The following is a 19,710-nucleotide window of genomic DNA, read 5'->3' on the forward strand; positions in this document are numbered from 1 at the left end:
TTGTCGGTACAAATGCCATGTAGTTCACCTGCCTCTCGTGTTTATATTTCAAAACTGGAGAAACTGACGGTGCTTTGATGTGTATACCTACTAATGTAGATATAAATATTAGTTTATCACAGATTTATTGTTTTTGTAAATGAGTTTTTGTCTACTTGGTCTAAATGGTTATGACGGACGGACATTTTGTGCCATCAGATACAGGTTCAAAGCCTGTAGTAGATATTTAATAGGTAGGGATCTTATAACTGATCATTATAAGAAAAAGGTGGATACTCGCACCATTGCCCTATCTTTTTACGGTAAAGCTAGCGTTAAGTGCTAGTAGCCATGCATTTGGCATAAAAGCACCCACATTTCTGTGGATGCTTTTATTTGTTATATTGAATACTTAGAAAGCACTCTCTTCGATTTGAAGATGAATGCATAATTTATTTTTATGAACAAAAGGAGGCGACTGTTATAGCTGCTGTAAAAAAAATAGTTGCTCCAGCAAAAATGACAGTCTCTCAGGCACGAATAAAATTAAATGAATCGCAAGCCGAAATAGAAAGACTGACATCTGAAATTGAGGAGCTGAAAACAAATTATTTTACTTGTTGTTTATGTGGAAAATTACAACCTAGAGAAAAATTTTATAAAAGTACAGACCCACTAAATAAAAGTGGCGTAACTCCAATTTGTAAAAAGTGTGCACAAGATTTGGCAATCAAATATGATGATGATGGGAATAAATATTCTACAAAAAAAGACACACGTCTTGCAATGTTTTACCTAAATAAGCCATTTTTAAATTCATTATGGGATTCAAGTGTTCAGGAATCAGCAAATGAAAATTCTGGAAAAAAACGCGGAACACCATATGATTCATATATAAAAAACGTAAGTATGATCAATTATCAATGTCAAACATATATGTCTTCTGACTTTGATGATATACGAATAGAAAAAGAAACAGAAACTATATCAACTGATTTAACACCAAATTTAAATGATGAAGTTCTTGAATCTTTTGTACAGAATAAAAAAGATGTTGTTCGATTACTTGGTTATGACCCATTTGCAAAAGAAGCATATGCGGATCAGCCTTATTTATATTCAAGCTTAATAGGTTACCTTGATGCAAGTGAGGATGCAAACGAAGATAGATTAAAAACCTCTTCTTCTATCGAAATTGTAAAAAGTTTTAATCATATAGAAAAAATAAATGATGTTATTACAACTCTTATGTCTGATATAGAAAATATGGAAAAAAATATTTCTACTATAAAAAATCTTGAAGACACAAAAAACAAAATAACAAGTTCTGTTCTTAATCTTGCAAAAGATAATGGCATTAGTTTAAAACACTCTGTCAATTCTTCTAAGGGTGAAAATACTTGGACTGGAAAAGTTCGTAAATTAAAAGAAATGAACCTGGAAGAAATTGAAACTAATCTATATGATGTTGAATATTCGAAGGGATTACAGCAAGTTGCGGAAATTAGTGACGCTGCAATTATAAAACAGATTAGGCTTGACGAAAATGATTATAATGACATGATTGTTCAACAAAGAGATCTTATTAATAAATATAAGAAGAAGTCTGATGATAATGAAGAAAAGGCAAGACTCTTGTTAAAAGAAAATTGTGCAATAAAGGATTTTCTTAAAGATAAGGGTATTGAATTGGATGGTGATAAATTATGAAAACAAAATCAGGAATTATATTACCAGACAATTATCAGTTTTATGTTAAACCTACTGAATTAGAAATTTCGCAAAGAAAACTTGAGGGATATCAAAAACTTGCAAAAATAAGACAATGGGGAATTAAATATCCGACCAGGTTTATGTCTGAATTTATAGGTGTAGAACTTTTGGATTCACAAGAGTATACATTTATGATGAGCTGGATTACTCCGTTTGTTTTATGGCTTGAAAGTAGAAGTGCCGGAAAGACAACAAAACTTGCTTTATTTGCTATGGTAAGGGGATTGTTAGCAGATTTACCATACAGAATCTATATATGTTCTGGAACAGCTGACCAATCGCAAGAAACTTTTCGCAAGATAGAAGATATTGCATTAAAAAATATAGGTTCTATGACTGGTTTAACAGATGTTTTTAAAAATGAAGTAGAAATTGGACAGGCAAATTCAAATGGATTCATTCACAACCCAATGGGGTTTACATATAAACTCTATAATGGAAGTTTTGTAAAAACTTTAAATAGTAATATAAACGCAAAAAGAGGTAAAAGATGTGAAGCAGTCTATTTTGATGAGGGAGGTTGGCTTTCAGAAGAAGAATTTAATGTAATTGGCGCATTTACAGCTCAAGATGCGAACTTTAAATTAGGTGGTAATTTAAATGTATCTACTATTCCTAAAGAGTTTCCGCATCAACTACTATACGCTTCTTCCGCATCTTCTGTAGATACTGCTTTTTATCAAAAATATAGAGATTTTTCTAAAAAAATGTTATTAGGAGATCCGAGATATTTTGTTGCAGACCTTAATTGTGATATTGTTATTAACTCTACCTTTCATGGAAAAAAATACCCAGCTTCATTATTGAATAGAGAAACTATTGATAATGAAATTCGAAATAATCCTGAAAAAGCCAACAGAGAATATTATAACCAGTTTACGCAAGATGCTGGCGCAAATCAAATTATTAAAAGGGCTTTGATTGTTCGTAATTCATATAATCGCCCACCAGTTCTTTATAATGATACAAACATTAGAAAATTCGTCCTCGCATATGATCCAGCTCGCTCAACCGACTTATCAGTTATTGGTATTGGAGAGTTATTATACGATGAAGAAAATGGCTACACAATGGATATTGTTAATGTTGTATCTTTTGCAGACTTGGGGCTAAGAAAAAGAACTCCAATGATGACACAAGAACAAATTAAAGAAATTCATAAAATACTTCTTGACTATAATGGTGATGCTTTAGATTATGACAATATTGAGCTTTTTATGGCGGATGCAGGTTCAGGTGGTGGTGGTAATTCTTGGGTTCGAGATAGTCTTATTGAAGACTGGAAAGATAAATCCGGAAAAATTCATCGTGGATTGATTGATAAAGAATATACAAACGGTGACGTTTATTCTAAAAGATATCCAGATGCTGTACCAAAACTAAAATTGATTGAACCAGCGAAATACAAATCGGAAATGTATGAAGCTTTGATTAAAATGGTCGAGGCAGATAAGATACATTTTACTGAAAAATATGATAACAAAGGTTATCTTAATATTCTTGAAGTTGATAACGAACTTATGCAAAAATCAGAAGCTATGATTCGAAAAGAATTGGATAAGTTAGATTTAGATGTAAACGAATATGAAGAAATGCTTGAAGAAAGATTGTCTGAAATTGAGTCTGCAAAAACTAAAATTCGAAAACTATCTATTGACGAAGAAGCTGCATTAGTTCAAATTGATGTTATGAAAGAAGAAATCGTTAATATTTGCCGTATTAAACGTGATGGTGGAAAAGACGGATTTAGACTACCAGCTCATAAAGATGCAGACACAGGTGTTTCAGAGGCTACTATGCATGATGATCATGCGTATGTACTGGCAATGCTAGGCTGGTTTTTATCTGAAAAACGGCTTGAACATATAAAAAATAAAAAACGTAAAAAAAACATTACTAACCTCGCTGATCGCCTACCAATTCGTACAGCGAAGCGTCATTCTTATTTCGATTAATAATCAATCTATTATTCCAATCTATTCCAATACCCACTACTCTCCCACTTCTTACTTCTTAAAATAAATTCCAACCAATTCAAATTAAAAACAATAAATAGAAAGGCAGGTGTACCAATGGGTAGACCCAAAGGTAGTAAAAATAAGCCAAAGGTGCAGGACGGTACACCTATTTCAAATAAAACCGTTAATACAGCTGCCTCAACTTCTACTTCGAAGTCAAAGGTAGCTCCTAAAACAACTAAAACAGTCAATACAAAATCAACCACAACCAAAACTCCAACAAAGAAACTGGATAAAGTTGATAAATTACTATTAAACAAATCAGCCACTGTTCCAACTATTGATACACCAAAAGGGAAGAAAACTGTAGCTGAAATGTCAACAACACTTACAAAGCATGAACGTGTGCTTGAAATGGCAAAAACTACAAAGGCTATGATAGACGCATTGCAACTTACTGATTTGTCTAAAACTGAATCGCGTACTTTCCAGACTTACTCCAGGGAGACACTTCGTACTTATATGAAATCACCAAAATCATATGAGTCTCAGCTTCGTAATTTAAGTCGGTATCTGTACAGACTTTGCTATGAGTACAGACGTATTTGCTTACACTATGCGACTATGATTTGTGGAGATGCGTTCAATATTATCCCATTGGACGATCCTACACAGGAAATGACTTCAGAGGAACGTACTAATACTTGGTATGAAACTATGATTCGTTGGCAACGTATGGATTTTGCCAGTGAACTTGTAAAACTACTTCTTGTAGCTTGGCGTGAAGACTCTGTGTACGCATATGTTTATGATGATTCTGATCAGGAAGGTGGAACTTGTTTCTATCAGATTCTTGATGGAGATTATTGTAGAGTATCTTCTGTTGAAGCAGGTGTATTCAGATTTGCATTTGACTTTTCTTATTTCAGATCACATGAAGCATATCTTGAATATTGGGATTCTGAATTCAAATCTAAATATGAAGCATATCAGAAAGATTCTACATTAAGATGGCAGGAACTTGAACCTGAAAGACAAGTTTGTTTTAAGGTAAATAGTGATGATCCGACTATGGATTACAGTCCACTAGCGAGTTTATTTCAGACGATCATAAATAATATTGATCTGTTAGAGATTCAGGCCGTCAAGGACGAACTTAGTGCTTATAAACTTCTTGTAGCTAGACTAAAACCATTAAGTGGTACTTCTGATCCGGACGATTTTGAGATTGATCCGGATACCGCATTAAAATATTATAACAAACTTGCAGCTAATGTTCCGCCATGTGTTAATGTTGTGCTCTCTCCTATGGAAATTGACACAATTGAATTCAAAGATCTGAATAATACAGATGATACAGATATGGTTTCCAATTCAATATCTAATATTTTCAAACATATTGGTGGTGTAATTCTTGACTCAGATAAATCTGGAACAACAATTTATGAAGCACAGATTATTGCAGATATGAAATATGGTCAAAGTACATTATTACCTCAAGTGCAGAGATATCTAAATTTATATTTTAACTATGTTGTTGGAACTGGACATGGATACTTTAAGTACATAGATGGTGTTTGTCCTTATACAAGAAAAGCAAAACGTAAAGAACTTATTGAATCTGCCCAGAATGGATTACCAAGAATGTCAGTTGGTGTCCTTGATGGAAATACACTTCTTGAGCAAATGTCTATGCTTAAGCTTGAGCGTGATTTAGGACTTGTTGATTTGATGAGCAATCCACTTAGTACAAGTTATACGCAATCTGGTGATACTTCTACTACAGATACCGATCCTATTAATGGCGGTGCCCCAAGTAAAGATTCTGATGATCTAACCGACTCTGGTAGTAAATCAAAAGAACGTGGAAATGAGTGATAAATAATGAAAGATAAAAAATTTATTTTTACATATGATAAAGAAGTTCGTGAGCAGTTGATCACTCTAGGTTATATAGAGGTTCAGACACCTGCTCATTTTTATATGTTTGTAAATAATACTAAGATGAATTTTGCAGAAAATGACATTGATATGTCTAAAGTAAAATTCACAAATATTATGTGTGTTTAGTCCTCTTTTCTAAGGGCTATTATATAGAAATTTTTGGAAAGGAGGTAAATACCAAATATGCGAAACAAAACGCTACTCACCATTGATGATTTAGTCAAATTTTGTGAAGAGCAGAAATTTGCAAAATTCAGTTCAAATGAAACAGGATATAAACTTGCGGTAAAAGTTCCTACTACTTTTGAGTCAGAAGACTCTGTTGATGAAAATCATCGTGGTATGAAAAAAGTTAAAATTAAAATTTTCCATACTGGAGTAAATCGAAATAAATCTCGTGTTTCTAAAGAAGCTGCAGAACGTGCAATGAAAACAATCCCAGACAGACCGGTACTCGCAGCTATTCATCAGCTTGACGATGGTTCCTGGGATTTCGAAGGTCACGAAATGAAAACTGTCAGAAACGAAGAAACTGGTGAAGATGAAACAGTATATATTGAATCTCAAGTTGGATCATTCTCTTCTGAACCAGCATTTTGGGAACATGATGATAAATTAGATAAAGACTTTGTATGTGCTTATGCTTATATTGCTGAAGACTACACTCGCACTACTTCTATACTTGAAGAAAAAAACGGTACTAAAAATAGTTGTGAGCTTGTCATTGAAGAATTATCTTATGATGCAAAAGAAAAAGTTCTTGATTTAGATGATTTTTATTTAAATGCAAGCACCTTCTTGGGGTCTCGTGATGATGGTACTGAAATAGGAGAAGGAATGGAAGGTTCCAGAGCAGATATTGTTGATTTTAGTGAAGCACATAATTCAGTTTTGATTGATTTACAGACTAGACTTTCTAACGTTGAGTCTAAGTTAGAAAAGGTTTGTTTCAATAATAATACACAAATTAATCAGAAAGGAGGAAATGATCTGGTGAAATTTGAAGAATTACTTAAGAAATATAATGTAACAGCTGATGATATTACCTTTGATTATGAGGGGTTATCTGATGAAGAGCTGGAACAGAAATTTGCAGAAACATTTGATGATGACGGTGGCGCAGCTTCTGATGATGGAGCCGGTGATGCAGGTACAACTGATGGTAACTCTGATCCAGAACCTACTTCTGATGAAAATGCAGACGAAGGCAATGGTGAATCTGATCCTGTAGAAGAACCAGTAAATGAAGAGGGAGCTGGCGAAACTCAGGAAGAAAATCCGGTATCTGAAGAATCCGAAGATGAGCCTGTTGCAACATCCGATGATTCTAAAGAAAATCCAGTTGAGGAAGAGGCTTGTGGAGCAGATAATAAAAAGAAAAGGAAATACTCTATCACTACTGGTGAGAAATCTGCCAACTTCGAAGTTTCTCTCGATGAGAAAATTTGGGCACTATCTGATCTAGTAAATGCTCAGTATGGAGAGTCAGATAACTGCTGGTACTCTGTAAAGGTTTATGAAAACTATCTTATTATGTATGATTATTGGACATGCATTGCTTATAAGCAGACATATTCTCAGGATGGAGATAACTTCTCTCTCACCGGTGATCGTGTAGAAGTATATGCTACATATCTTACCAAAGAGGAATTAGATGAAGTTGAAGCGATGAGAAGCAATTATGCATCTCTTGTTGAATACAAAGAAAATGCAGAGTTTGCAAAACTTCATACACAGAGAGAAGAAATTCTTAATGCTGAGAAATACAACGATCTAAGAGATACAGATGAGTTCAAAGCTCTTGTTGAGAACATGGACCAATACAGTCTTGTTGATCTTGAAAAAGAGGCAAAAGTTATTTTTGCTGACTTTATCACATCTAATGCAGGTACTTTTTCTGCACACACTTCTGAAACAAAATCCAAGAAGAAATTTAACGGTGGAATGACATTCGGTGTTGGTTCTGAAAAACCAGAAGCGGATAATGAAAATTCACCTTATGGAGATTATTTTAAATCTCTTAAAAAATAATTTAGAAGTAAATTATAACAACTGAATATAGAAAAATTTTATAGTTGAACGAGGTATTTATTTATGAGTGATGTATTTTATTGCTATTCTCCTACTCTTAGAAAGGAACTTATGGAGAATGCACATCAAAGATATATTGCACGATCAGTCAATCCATCTACCAATAGGGAATTTTGGATGTTCTTATACACAGATGAGTTGATTGATTATCTTAACAAGCGTCCTAAAACGGAACATAAGTATGTTAAGAATAGGAAGAATCCTAAGTTCGAAAATATTGAGAATACTTCTTGTAAAAATACAGAAGTAAAAAAATAAAAAGAACTTTTAGGGTTCTTTTTTAATTGAAAGTGAGGTTTATTTATGGGTATTACATTAACTAATGAAGAATTTCAAGAAAAGTTTTATAATAAATTTGATAAAAACGAGTATACACTAATTTCTCAATATACTGGTGGATCTAATTTTATAAGAATTAGACACAAATGCGGATATGAATTTGAGAAAAAGCCTAAAAATATAATTACACCAAGAGAACATCTTAATTGTCCAAAATGTTTTGGAAAATTATATACTAAGGTAATTCCTGGAATAAATGATATGGCAACAACAAATCCAGAACTAATACCATTACTAAAAAATCCAGATGATGCTTATAAGTATAAAACTAATACAAATAAGAAAATATATTTTATATGCCCTGTTTGCGGTAATGAACTATATAAAACAGGGAATGAAGTATATATGCATGGATTACAATGTAAATATTGTAGTGATGGATTTAGTTACGCCGAAAAATTCATGAAATCTATATTAAGCCAACTTGGAATTAACTATATACATCAATATAATCCTGGTTGGGCACGACCATATAGATATGATTTTTATTTTGAATTAGATGATAAAAAATATATTATCGAAATGGATGGTGGAATTGGACATGGGAATTTTACTCGTGATGGTAAACAAGATGTTGTTGGAAAACAAATTGATGACAAGAAAGATGCACTTGCAAAATCACATAATATAAATGTAGTTCGAGTTGATTGTAATTATATTGATATAGAAAATAGGTATGATTATATAAAAGAACATATTTTAATTTCTGAATTATCTCAAGTCTTAGATTTATCAAAAATAAACTTTTCTTTATGCCATATCGTTGCAGAAAAATCAATATTTATTTCAGTTTGTGATTTAGTTAATCAAGGAATGCAAAGTTTTGTAGAAATAGCTGAGAAGCTTGAAATATCAAATACTACTGTAAGTAGATATTTAAAAACTGCTTGTGAATCTGGATATCTTGATATAGATTATAACGATCTCAAACAACAATCCCTTGATATTGGATACCAAAAGAACAAACAACGAAACGAGAACCGTCCAAACGGATTTAATCGAACACCTGTTAAATGTATTGAAACAGGTGAAATATTTAATTCTATGAATGCAGCGGATAAAAAATATGGCGGATGTGTAAGTAGTTATTTATCTGGACGAATTAAATATACTGGTCATTTAGATGACGGAACAGTTCTTCATTGGGAACGAATTTAAAATCATTCAGAACCTTCTATAACGAGGGTTCTTTTTTATTGCCTAAAAATATTAAAGGAGGAAACCGAAATGGCATCTAATTTCGAAAAATATTTATACGACAAACATGGCGTATTTCATGCCACATTAATGCACGCAACTGATATTCCAAGTGCATTTTACACAATGGTTAATGAAGATGCAGAGATGGAAAATGGTTCTGTATCTGTTCTGAAGCCAGAGAATTACGTAGAGGACGATGTATTTAAAGTAGAGGCACCAAAGATTACAGATAAAATCGTAATCCTTGCTAACGATGTAAAAATCTACGAAGAGTACACAAAGAGAATGCAGGAAGAGTCCCAGTATTTTATTGGTCAGGGAGAAAGAATTCGTGCATTTGAAACATTCGAAACAGACAGACTTAGCCTTTCTAAAGAAGCTTTCAAGGATGAAACAGAGGTTGAAGTTGGCAAATATGTTGTTGTTGATGGAACTGGTTTCAAATTAACAACTGTTGCTGAAGACCCAAACAAAACAGCTGTAACACATGGTTTTGTTGGCTATATCTACAAGCAGTGGCCAAACGGTGAATATGCAGTATTCGTTAAGAGAAATGCTGCAGTTGAAGCCTAATAGAAAGGAGGAAATATCATAATGAGAAAATTATTATTTGCTGAATATACTGATTTAAATCAGGCAAAATTTAAAGATGCAAAAGATATTAGAACTTTTACAAAAATTTGTATTGATACATATAATGGTACACTTCAGAACCAGTCTGTAGCAGATGCCAATACTGTAATTAGAACAAAATTTAGAGAAATTGCAGGACTTTCCGAGGACGCAACTGATAATCAGATTAAACGTGCATTAGGAAGAACTGCAGTAAGAGAAGCATTATTCGAGATTATTGAGGACACAATTGATGATACATTGGTAACAGGTTGGTCAGCAGATCCATTCTTCAGAAAATATGTTGATTTTAAGAATACAACAATCGGAGAGAAAAACAGTTTCTATATTAAAGATGATTGCATCCTTACTGTAGCAAAACTTTCTGGTGGACATCATGCAATTGAACGTCAGAGACTTGGTGCTGGACAGACTCGTACAGTTAGTACAAGCTACTTTGGATTAGGCGTATACATGAGTCTTCTTAGATTTATGCAAGGCGTTGAAGATTGGAATGAACTGATTAACAAAATTACAGAGGCATTTGATCGTTATGTAAATACAATGCTTCATGATGCCGTTATGTCTGCATCTCAGCAGCTCCCAGTTCCTACAAAATGGAATATCAAAGGTGAAGCTAAAGCTGAAAATAGAGCAAAACTGAAAAGACTTATCTCTGACGTGCAGCTTGCTACCGGTTCTAAGGCAGTAATTATGGGTACTGAAGTAGCTCTTGGAGAACTTCAGAACTTTGGTAATGTACAGTGGATTTCTAATGAAGCAAAATCTGATATTTATAGAATGGGTCGTCTTGGATCATTCGAGGGAACAGAGATTGTAGAGATTCCACAGGCATTTGCTTACAATGATGTTGAGCACTATCTGGAAGATGATAAGAAACTTCTGGTTATGCCTAATAATATTGATAAGTTCGTTAAGTTCGTTTATGAAGGTTCTGATGCAACATTTGAAAGAAACGAAATGGGCGAGACTGGCGATGAGACAAAAGATTACCGTATTAGAACTTGTATGGGTCTTGAGACAATGACTAATGTACGTTTTGGTACATGGACTCTTGAGGCGTAATTTCGTCTAATATAAAAATATTTAGGAGTGTGGTTGATTACTACACTCCTATTTTTATGAATGAAAGGAAAAATAACTATGAAAGTTTTTGAGCTTGCAAAAGAAATTGGTGTACCAAGTTCAGATGTTGTAGCGCTATTAAAGGAAAACGAAGTTCCTGTGAAAAATCATATGACTCCACTTTCTGATGAAGCAATTGAAATGGTAAGAGCCAATTATATTACGGTTCCGGACGAACCTGAAAAAGTAGAGGTAAAAGAACCTAAAAAAGTAGTAAAAACAGACGCAGATTACAGACCAGAGGAAATGATTCCATGTAGGTCACTTTTTGCTGGTGTGCTCTTGTTTACAGGTGATCATACACACATGACATATGCGTTTAATGGTGCTGGTGATAGACGAAATATTGAATATCAGGATTTAAAAGCCGCAATGCTTCAGCATAAAGGTTCTATATTTGATCCAGATATTATTATTGAGGATGAAAATCTTATAAATGACGAGCACTGGTTTGAAGTAAAGGAAGTTTATGAAAATATGTTTAACGAAAAAGATATTGAGAAAGTAATGAACCTTCCATATCGTGACTTTGAAAAAGCATTTATTCAGCTTCCAATTACAGCTAAAAATAGAATTATCACTACTTATGCTACACAGATGGAAAACGGTACATTTGAACAGTGGAACAAAGCGAAAATCATTGACAAAGTTTGTGGTACTCGTTTTGATCTGAAAATGTAATTAATAAGATCGGAGGTGCTATATGACCTACGATGAGATATTTAACAGATTTTATAATCTAATGGATGATCCAAACTTTTATAAATTACCACAGGATTTTGCGTATGATCGTATGCGTTCATGGTTACATGACGCTGCATCAAAGCCATATATTAGGAAGAAATTTTCTCAGCTAAAATTAGATGATAGATTGTTGGAGTTAACTTACTCTCTTAATAATCCATCAGATCAGGAGTCAGATGATGATTTTGTTATAAATATCTTCGCTCAATATATGGTGATTGGTTGGTTAAAACCACAGGTTGATAATGCGATTAATACAGCAAGGATTATTGGTAGTAAGGAAGAAAAGAACATCCAATCTAACTATAAGACGAATATAGAACGACTCGAATCTTTAGAGCGTAATCTTCGAAAATTTATCCGTGATGATGGATATATAAATAACAGTTATATCTCCGGAGGTGAAACGTCATGACGAAACACCGTTACGGAAAATTCAGTGATATGCAAATGTCGGAAATTAAGAAGACATTACGAGGTTCTATTTTTTTCTTATTACAATGTGCAGATCCTAATACTTCAAGTAAATACCCAGGTAAAGACGTAAATGAAATATTTCAGAATATTCAGTATGATTTAGATGGATTGAACAGCTTACTCTTCTACCCTGTCGAGTTAGTTCCTGTGATTGAATTATTGGAAGCTGCCAGAGTTACATACAATAAGCCGGATTCTAAATTTGAGGATTATAGAAAACTCATTTTGGATGCCGGTGTTGCAGTGCTTAAAATAAAGGAGGATTGATTATGCCTACCTTTAGAGAAATGCAACAATTATACGCGAATATTGGAACAGTTGGTCAGCAGATTAAAAAACAATCTGATGATGCTATGGAAGCAACATGGGATAATTCTATCGCATCAAGGGTTTGTTATATCTATGATTATTATCATGATGACTCTCCTACTTTGAATAGAAATATTACCTATGGACCACATACAACCAAAACTCGCATTGATGCAAAATTTATTGTCAAATCTTATAGCTCACTGGATAAAGACCAGGTTGAGTATTATCTACAATTTAAACCAAGCCAGAAAACACAATTCGAACCGACTGATGAACTCTATTATTTTGAGACAGATTACAGACGAAAATACTCGAATGACGATTTTGTAGGATTATATTGTGATTTGCCTGATGATCAAGGTATTTATCATAGATGGCTTATCTGTACAAAAGAAATAGCAAATCAGTTTGTCAAATATAATATTCTTCCATGTGATTATTGGTTTCATTTTATTGTAAAGAAAAACGGTAAACGGTATAAACGGAAAATTTGGGGAGTGACGAGGACACAATCCTCGTACAACTCAGGATCTGTTACATGGTCCTTCCTTTTAGAAATAAGGGGGAATCTATCCTTTGAATTGCTGGAAATTCCTAAAGACAATTAAACTACAACGCAAGTATGAAATATAACTAATCGTGAATGTGGCGAAAGCAGAAAAAATTAATTGTATGAGAACGAGGTTAAATCCCCTGTTCTCTTTTTTAATGGGAAATCAGCAGCGAAGCCTCGAATAGAGGAACGTTCAACGACTAAGTTACCTAAGTAGGTACTGTGGAGGACATCCGAAAGGATGAAGATATAGTCTGAACTTCTTTTGAAAGAAAGAGAAAACCGAAAGGTCTTATTTGAATTAACGAATCAAATAAGTAACACATTTGTATGGACTGATAAGTAATTGTCCACTGCATTTGGAAACTGTGCAGTGAAATTCTTCTAATTGCTGGAAACTCTTTAGAGATTTGTAAACTACAACGCAAGAATGAAATATAGCTAATCGTGAATGTTAAAAATTACAAATATTAGACAATCAGCAGCCAAAACTCGAACAGAGTAAGGTTCATCGACTATTATGTAGGACAAGTGTCCGAAATGGAGAACACCTAAACCGTAAGGCATGGTGAAGATATAGTCAGCACTTCATATGAAAATATGAGAAAAGCATTCGTGCTCTTTTGCAGCTTAACGAACTGTAAAAGTAACATAAGGTATTACTCTACTTCCACTGAGAGCCAGTTTAAGGCAATCGTTCCGTTGAATCCAATTACTGAAGACATTTACTATGTAGAAGAAGACAATAAAAATATGCGTATAATTATTTCTGCACCTGTAGAAAAACCAAATGTATTCCAGGTAAGTAAAGTTGAAACAGCTCCACTATTTGGACTGAAGAGACTTACTTTTGCACAGGATAAATTTGATCCTTATACAGATGGTAGAGATGATGTTGAAATTGCCAAAGGCGACATTTTTGCTATGTATGCAGATTTGTTTGATAATGAAGTACCTACTGATACTCCATTCCATACAGATACTGAGATAAAAATGGATACTATTCATTGTGATTTATCATGCAATGCTAATAAGATTAAGATTGGCGGTAGTTATAAGTTAATTACTGCAAAATTCTTTAATATACAGGGAAGTGAAATTACAGATGAATTTATTCCATATTTAGCAAAAAGCAGCTGGTCATGTTATGTAAAAAATAACAGACATGAAGATCCAGATGAAATCGAAGTCACGGATAATACTGATTTAATCACCTGGTTAGAGCAAAAAGAAAGCAACAAAATTAAAATTAAAATAGCAGACAATAAAGAGTATTTAACGAAAATTCTTGTAATTAAATGCTCTATAAATAAAGATGGAAGAAATATTGTTGGAGAGATTCAACTTCAAATTTCATCCGTATTATAAAGGAGGCTCATAAATGGATAAGCTTCAAACAAAGCAGGAACTTCTTGCAAAGCTTACAGCATTAACGAGCGTTCCTGATGATAATAATATTTATCTAAAAGAAAAGGTTAAAAAAGCCTTACTAAAATCTCCAGAACTCTTGTATGCATTTCATAATTTAGACTTAGAAAATACTGAACTTTTTAATCCAGACGGAACTATTAACTACACAGGTGATTGGTCTATGTATTATGGAGAAGAGGGGAATATCCACCCTCACTTTTATTTACCTAATACACAAGATAAAGTTCGGCACCATCTTTGTTTTAAAACTGAATTCACAGACATTCCAAAGTACAACCAAATCATGTGTTATATGAATGTTACTTTTTTAGTAATGGTAGATGTACGTGATGCAATTGATCCACTTACAGGAATTACACGGCATGATCTTATTGGCTCAATTCTTCGTGAAAGATTTAATTGGTCTAATATTTTTGGTGCACATTGCTATATTGTAAGTGATAAGGAATCTTTTACAGATTCAAATTATATTATTCGCACTATTGTTCTTGAGCAGGAAACCACAAATAATATCACCGGTATTCGAAATGGAAAGCGACAGGTTATTAATAAACAGCCATGGACAAGTTAGAGTTTGATGAATCAATCTTTAAATATGATGAGTGCAAACTTCTATTTAGAGAACCATATAGACTGAACAGTTATATAACGATTTCGCAACCGACTATGCAGGATATTATTAATTTTGGTGAACAGGAATATTATCAGATGATTGGACTGCTATGTGGTACACCATCTGATTTTAAAGTAATGCTTTGGGATAATGGGCAAGATTGGAATAAGATTAGTGAATTTGATTTTTTCTGTGTTTTTGCTACAAGCTTAACGCCAGACAAAACAGGAATTTTATTTGGAGATTTAGATTTTAGTAAATTCCGCTTAGCTACAAAAAATGAGACAGGCGAAACAGTTCTTTATAATGAAGAACTTGATTTTGCAATTGATTCTTTTATTTATCATCATATGATTTCTTATGTAAGACGTATTAATGGTATGACTTATACAGGGACTAAGATTATAAAAGGAGCAACTGCAAAGAAATTGGTCATTGAAAGAGACCGAAACAGAATGAAAGCTCAGGCAAATAAGCCGTATGAATCTCAATTAGTTAATTTGATTTCTGCCATGCTTGTTTATCCTGGCTTCAAATATAGTAAAGATCAGTTAAAAGAATGTGGAATATATGAATTTATGGATGCTGTTAAGCGTTCACAAATCTACACTTCTACTATTGCTCTTACACAAGGAGCTTATAGTGGATTTATGGATACAAAAAATATTAAGCAAGAATCATTTAACTGGTTACGTAGCACAGACCAAACTTAGGTCTGTTTTTTTTATGCAAAAATTTTAAAGGAGGATACACACATGTTTAATCTTGATGGTGTAATTTGGGACTCAGCCCTTCATGCTGTCGCTGATAATAAAGACACTGGAGAAGTTTATTACAGACTTCCGGACATCAGTGATGTTTCTATCGACATTTCTGCAGATACAAAAGACTCTGTTGATAAGGATGGTGCTCTTATTAAGAGATCTTATACTGCTAAAGCTGCAGCCGTTACTCTGACAAATACTCACCTTGTACTTGGCGCTTATGCAGGTACAACTGGATCTAAAAAGATCATGGTTGACACTGTAGGTGAAATGGAAGCTCCAAAAATGCTTCTTGTAGATCCAAGTAAAGCAGAGTTCGATCTTCCAGATGAGCCTGTTACTGGTACTGTTAGTGTAACACCAATTTATAAAGATGGTGGTACCGGTAAATCCTTTACTCTGTCTGATGGTGAGGCTGACGAGAATACAAAATTCCAGTTGGCAGCAAAGAAGATTACTTTCCCAACTAAAGTAAAGGACAATGCAGAAATCGTACAGCTGCTTATTAAATATGAGTACAAGTGTAAAGACACTGTTATTATTGAGAATCATGCAAATAAATTCCCTAAAACAGTTCGACTTACAATTGTTGGATTATATTGTGACCCATGTGAAAAGGACGTTCTGCGCCTTGGTTACATTGTCTTCCCAAGCTTCCAGCCAAGTCCAGAGACCACAATTGCTATGAAGAATGATTCTACATTTGATTATAAGGGTGATGCTCAGTCTGACTACTGTGCTAGAAAGAAACGTCTGTTCTATATGGTATTCCCAAAAGATGATGTACAGGCAGACGAAGACTGATATTTTCTTAATCCCATGGGCTAATAGGTCCATGGGATTTATTGAAAGAAAGGAGATACCATGTCTAAAAAAAGAAAATGTTTGATGTGTGAGACTGAATATGAATACTGTCCATATTGTTGGGAATATGAACGTCAGCCAAAATGGAGAACTCTTTTTGATAGAGCTGAGTGCCAGGATGTTTACTACATTATTAGTGATTGGCTTGGTAAACGACTTACTCAGAAAGAAGCTAGAGAAAAACTTCTTGCAATGAATATTAAAAATATTCCGTTCAATTCATCTGTACAGGGAAATATTGATAAAATCATGCAGATCTCTGATGAAGAATTAAAAACAGTTCATGACGAAATTGATGATTCTGATGAGGTAATGGATGAAATCAAAAATATCGAACCAGTTCTTAAAAATGACAAAGTTTTTGAGAAATCTGATGAGAAAAAGAAACAGGCAGTAAAGATTAAACCGGCTTCTACAGTAAAACCAGTAGTTAATAAAGCTACTAATAAATAATTTGAAGAGTGATTAAGGAGGTAAGAAAAATATGACCTATTCGCATTGTTCGCGTTTTAAAATCATTCTTACCTCATTTTTTCGCTTTTCTATATGACCAAAAGGACAAATGCTTATGCGCGAATATAACGAAGTAATGAATAAATATTATGATCCTGAAAAATGTGTATTCTTTGAAAATGCTCTTCAGAGTAATGCTTATATTTTTCGCGGTAATGCAGAACTACAGGCAGTCTTAGATTCAAAAAGAAATCCAGGACGCTTTGTATTCGCATTCCTTATCAGTGATCATAAGAGACTTAGAGAAAAATGGAAAAATCACGAATTATAGGTGATACATTATGAAATATTTAACAGAAAAAGAATTTGAAAAAGAAATGACGCAGATCAAACAGCAAAAGCGTCAATATGAAATGAAAAAAGAACTTAGAGAAGCAAAACGCAGATTTCCTAAGTTTAAGAAACCAAGAACAAGTAAGATGGTGTTATGGACTGTGATTGCCATTTGTATACAGATCTTATGGTTTACAGAACATATGGCAACTATTACAGGTGACACAAGTTTTATGTATGCACTTGTCGCTATTCCTGCCTCATTAATTCCAACTGTTTTAAGTTATATGAAAAATAGTCGTGTGGAACATCAAATGGGACAGTTTGAAAATCCGATAGAGACTCCATATGTAACTTTAGACTTAAATAATGAAGAAGAAAATAAAGCATCCGGTTAAAGAGGTGAGATGAATGAATACAAATATTTTTATTATGTTATTTGCAATTTATAGTATTGCAACAGGACTTGTAGTTGAGACAATTAAAAAATTACTTGATGAAGCAAATAGAAAATATGCTTCCAATTTACTTGCTTTTATTGTTGCAATTGTTATCGGAACTGTAGGAACACTTGTATATTACCAGTTATATGGTATTGCTTTTGATGTAAACAATATTATTTGTGCAGTGCTACTTGGAATTTTAAGCGGCGTTGGTGCAATGGTTGGTTTTGATAAAGTAAAACAGTTTATTGGACAGATTAAATAATACAGATGGCAGAAAAATTATACCTAACCTCTCCTATGCCACCTTCAGTTAATCACTACACTTCTGTGCGTACCATAATGAAAAATGGCAGACCACTTTCAATGGTATATGAGACCAAAGAAGCCAAGGATTATAAAAAGGCATTCAAGAAAATAATCGAGGATGAAGTAAAAAAACAGAACTGGACCAGAGAGGTAAATGATACACAGCATTTTTTTATAGATGCTGTTTTTTATTTTGACAGAATTGATAAAGATTGTGCAAACTATGAAAAATGCTTAGATGATACAATCACAGAAACACAGCTAATATGGAAGGATGATAATGTAGCACTCTTCCGCCCTCAGAGAATTTTTTATGATAAGGACAATCCAAGGATTGAGCTTACAATTTATCCTGTTGAATATATTGGGATCTTTAATAGTGACGATGATAAGGTAAAATTTGAAGACAAATGCAAAACATGTAAACGCTATGCAAGAAATTGCAGTTTATTAAGAAAGGCTATTGAAGGAAGGGTTCAACCGGAAATCAAGGATTATGTATGTGAAAAATACTCTGAAATGAAAAATTAAATATTGGAAAAATTATTATGTACTCTTATGAGATTAGTGAACTATTAACAAGAAGTAACTATAGAATTCCATCGGATGTTTATTGGAAAATATGTGAATCACCACAGGTATGCAGAGTTAAATATAATCCATATGGTGATTGTATAGAAATTTGGACATCCGATGGAAACTATTGGAAAGTTACTGTTTATGAGTAAAAGGAAAAATTGTTTGAAAAGGAGTAATTAACTATGAAAGATATTACCGTACAGGAATTTATTAATACATATAATAAGAAGGAATCAGATCAGGAGAAACAGGATTATATTAAATCAATGGTAAAAATTGAGTATATGCCGATTAATACAAAAATGACTCTTGCTGAAAAAATTGTTGAAAACGCATATTGGAAAGATGTTGAGAAAAAGGATATTATAAGCGTCAGCTCTCCAGTTAGACATGTGCTTCATGTGTACACGATTATTAACAACTATACATATATTCATATGGACAATAAGACTATGGCTGAAGATTATGATTATCTTAACAGAGACGGACTTGTTGTAGAACTTATTAAAGCAATTGGTAATGATGTCACAGAATTTACAGCTATTGAGGAAATGACTGCACAGGATTTTATGACTAATCATTATGGAACACAAGCATTTATTCAGAATCAGATTACCAGAATAAATGATGTGTTGAAACAGGTTGGTACTTCTCTCGCACCAGTATTTGCTGAAGCGATGAAAGATATTAGTAAGGAAGATATTATAAAGCTTGTTAAAGCGATTTCTTCAAAATAAAATATGAACATTTAGTTAAGCTCCATGGCTGTCAAAGGTCATGGAGCTTTTTACAG

Annotated in this window: 23 protein-coding genes; all 23 read left to right on the forward strand. The window is 33.4% G+C overall.

All coding sequences use genetic code 11. The features are described from left to right. Positions 1-498 precede the first annotated feature (498 nt). The 23 genes from AB5706_RS03620 (at position 499) to AB5706_RS03730 (ending at position 19,654) form a co-directional block, all read left to right on the forward strand. Positions 499-1,689, forward strand: a complete 1,191-nt coding sequence (locus tag AB5706_RS03620; RefSeq protein WP_195590008.1) for a hypothetical protein — start codon at positions 499-501, stop codon at positions 1,687-1,689. After that, on the forward strand, positions 1,686-3,707 hold the full coding sequence (locus AB5706_RS03625) for a hypothetical protein (protein ID WP_368365867.1): 2,022 nt from the start codon (positions 1,686-1,688) through the stop codon (positions 3,705-3,707). The genes AB5706_RS03620 and AB5706_RS03625 overlap by 4 nt, the downstream gene beginning before the upstream one ends. A 117-nt stretch (positions 3,708-3,824) precedes the next feature. Next, positions 3,825-5,588 carry a hypothetical protein gene (locus tag AB5706_RS03630; RefSeq protein WP_368365868.1) on the forward strand — a complete coding sequence of 588 codons (1,764 nt, stop codon included), beginning with the start codon at positions 3,825-3,827 and terminating at the stop codon, positions 5,586-5,588. Between the two features lie 6 nt (positions 5,589-5,594). After that, positions 5,595-5,780, forward strand: a complete 186-nt coding sequence (locus AB5706_RS03635; RefSeq protein ID WP_368365869.1) for a hypothetical protein — start codon at positions 5,595-5,597, stop codon at positions 5,778-5,780. Between the two features lie 57 nt (positions 5,781-5,837). After that, positions 5,838-7,685: a hypothetical protein gene (locus AB5706_RS03640; RefSeq protein ID WP_368365870.1), complete on the forward strand. Its 1,848-nt coding sequence runs from the start codon at positions 5,838-5,840 to the stop codon at positions 7,683-7,685. Between the two features lie 63 nt (positions 7,686-7,748). Continuing rightward, positions 7,749-8,003, forward strand: coding sequence for a hypothetical protein (locus AB5706_RS03645; RefSeq protein WP_118583614.1), 255 nt, complete (start codon positions 7,749-7,751; stop codon positions 8,001-8,003). Between the two features lie 45 nt (positions 8,004-8,048). Then, positions 8,049-9,242 (forward strand): winged helix-turn-helix transcriptional regulator, encoded by a 1,194-nt coding sequence (locus AB5706_RS03650; protein ID WP_368365871.1) that lies wholly within the window; start codon positions 8,049-8,051, stop codon positions 9,240-9,242. A 69-nt stretch (positions 9,243-9,311) separates the two neighbouring features. Then, the gene (locus AB5706_RS03655) at positions 9,312-9,857 is read left to right on the forward strand and encodes a hypothetical protein (protein WP_368365872.1); all 546 of its coding nucleotides are present in this window, start codon (positions 9,312-9,314) and stop codon (positions 9,855-9,857) included. A 21-nt stretch (positions 9,858-9,878) separates the two neighbouring features. Continuing rightward, positions 9,879-10,982: a hypothetical protein gene (locus AB5706_RS03660; protein ID WP_368365873.1), complete on the forward strand. Its 1,104-nt coding sequence runs from the start codon at positions 9,879-9,881 to the stop codon at positions 10,980-10,982. A 78-nt stretch (positions 10,983-11,060) separates the two neighbouring features. Continuing rightward, on the forward strand, positions 11,061-11,723 hold the full coding sequence (locus AB5706_RS03665; RefSeq protein ID WP_313718213.1) for a translation initiation factor IF-2 N-terminal domain-containing protein: 663 nt from the start codon (positions 11,061-11,063) through the stop codon (positions 11,721-11,723). A 22-nt stretch (positions 11,724-11,745) separates the two neighbouring features. Beyond that, positions 11,746-12,201, forward strand: a complete 456-nt coding sequence (locus AB5706_RS03670; RefSeq protein WP_313718212.1) for a hypothetical protein — start codon at positions 11,746-11,748, stop codon at positions 12,199-12,201. Then, on the forward strand, positions 12,198-12,530 hold the full coding sequence (locus AB5706_RS03675) for a hypothetical protein (RefSeq protein ID WP_313718211.1): 333 nt from the start codon (positions 12,198-12,200) through the stop codon (positions 12,528-12,530). The genes AB5706_RS03670 and AB5706_RS03675 overlap by 4 nt, the downstream gene beginning before the upstream one ends. Before the next feature lie 2 nt (positions 12,531-12,532). After that, positions 12,533-13,183 carry a hypothetical protein gene (locus AB5706_RS03680; protein ID WP_368365874.1) on the forward strand — a complete coding sequence of 217 codons (651 nt, stop codon included), beginning with the start codon at positions 12,533-12,535 and terminating at the stop codon, positions 13,181-13,183. A 647-nt stretch (positions 13,184-13,830) separates the two neighbouring features. Then, complete coding sequence (locus tag AB5706_RS03685; protein ID WP_368365875.1) at positions 13,831-14,496, forward strand: hypothetical protein; 666 nt, start codon at positions 13,831-13,833, stop codon at positions 14,494-14,496. 13 nt (positions 14,497-14,509) lie between these two features. Then, the gene (locus AB5706_RS03690; protein WP_368365876.1) at positions 14,510-15,130 is read left to right on the forward strand and encodes a hypothetical protein; all 621 of its coding nucleotides are present in this window, start codon (positions 14,510-14,512) and stop codon (positions 15,128-15,130) included. Then, the gene (locus AB5706_RS03695; RefSeq protein ID WP_313718206.1) at positions 15,118-15,885 is read left to right on the forward strand and encodes a hypothetical protein; all 768 of its coding nucleotides are present in this window, start codon (positions 15,118-15,120) and stop codon (positions 15,883-15,885) included. Before AB5706_RS03690 ends, AB5706_RS03695 begins: the two co-directional genes overlap by 13 nt. Positions 15,886-15,927: 42 nt before the next feature. Continuing rightward, positions 15,928-16,740: a hypothetical protein gene (locus AB5706_RS03700; protein WP_368365877.1), complete on the forward strand. Its 813-nt coding sequence runs from the start codon at positions 15,928-15,930 to the stop codon at positions 16,738-16,740. A gap of 60 nt (positions 16,741-16,800) precedes the next feature. Next, positions 16,801-17,253: a hypothetical protein gene (locus AB5706_RS03705; RefSeq protein WP_368365878.1), complete on the forward strand. Its 453-nt coding sequence runs from the start codon at positions 16,801-16,803 to the stop codon at positions 17,251-17,253. Positions 17,254-17,368: 115 nt separating this feature from the next. Next, positions 17,369-17,584 carry a hypothetical protein gene (locus AB5706_RS03710; RefSeq protein WP_118583590.1) on the forward strand — a complete coding sequence of 72 codons (216 nt, stop codon included), beginning with the start codon at positions 17,369-17,371 and terminating at the stop codon, positions 17,582-17,584. 10 nt (positions 17,585-17,594) lie between these two features. Continuing rightward, positions 17,595-17,984 carry a hypothetical protein gene (locus tag AB5706_RS03715; RefSeq protein WP_173769269.1) on the forward strand — a complete coding sequence of 130 codons (390 nt, stop codon included), beginning with the start codon at positions 17,595-17,597 and terminating at the stop codon, positions 17,982-17,984. Between the two features lie 13 nt (positions 17,985-17,997). Continuing rightward, the gene (locus tag AB5706_RS03720) at positions 17,998-18,294 is read left to right on the forward strand and encodes a hypothetical protein (RefSeq protein WP_173769270.1); all 297 of its coding nucleotides are present in this window, start codon (positions 17,998-18,000) and stop codon (positions 18,292-18,294) included. Between the two features lie 5 nt (positions 18,295-18,299). Then, positions 18,300-18,869 carry a RusA family crossover junction endodeoxyribonuclease gene (locus tag AB5706_RS03725; RefSeq protein WP_368365879.1) on the forward strand — a complete coding sequence of 190 codons (570 nt, stop codon included), beginning with the start codon at positions 18,300-18,302 and terminating at the stop codon, positions 18,867-18,869. Positions 18,870-19,099: 230 nt separating this feature from the next. Beyond that, entirely contained in the window at positions 19,100-19,654 is a 555-nt protein-coding gene (locus AB5706_RS03730) for a hypothetical protein (RefSeq protein ID WP_368365880.1), read from the forward strand. Positions 19,655-19,710: the final 56 nt, after the last annotated feature.

It is taken from the genome of Ruminococcus sp. RTP21484sp1_RTP21277st1_D2_RTP21277_210401, from assembly GCF_040924225.1.
Taxonomy (GTDB): domain Bacteria; phylum Bacillota; class Clostridia; order Lachnospirales; family Lachnospiraceae; genus Blautia_A; species Blautia_A faecis.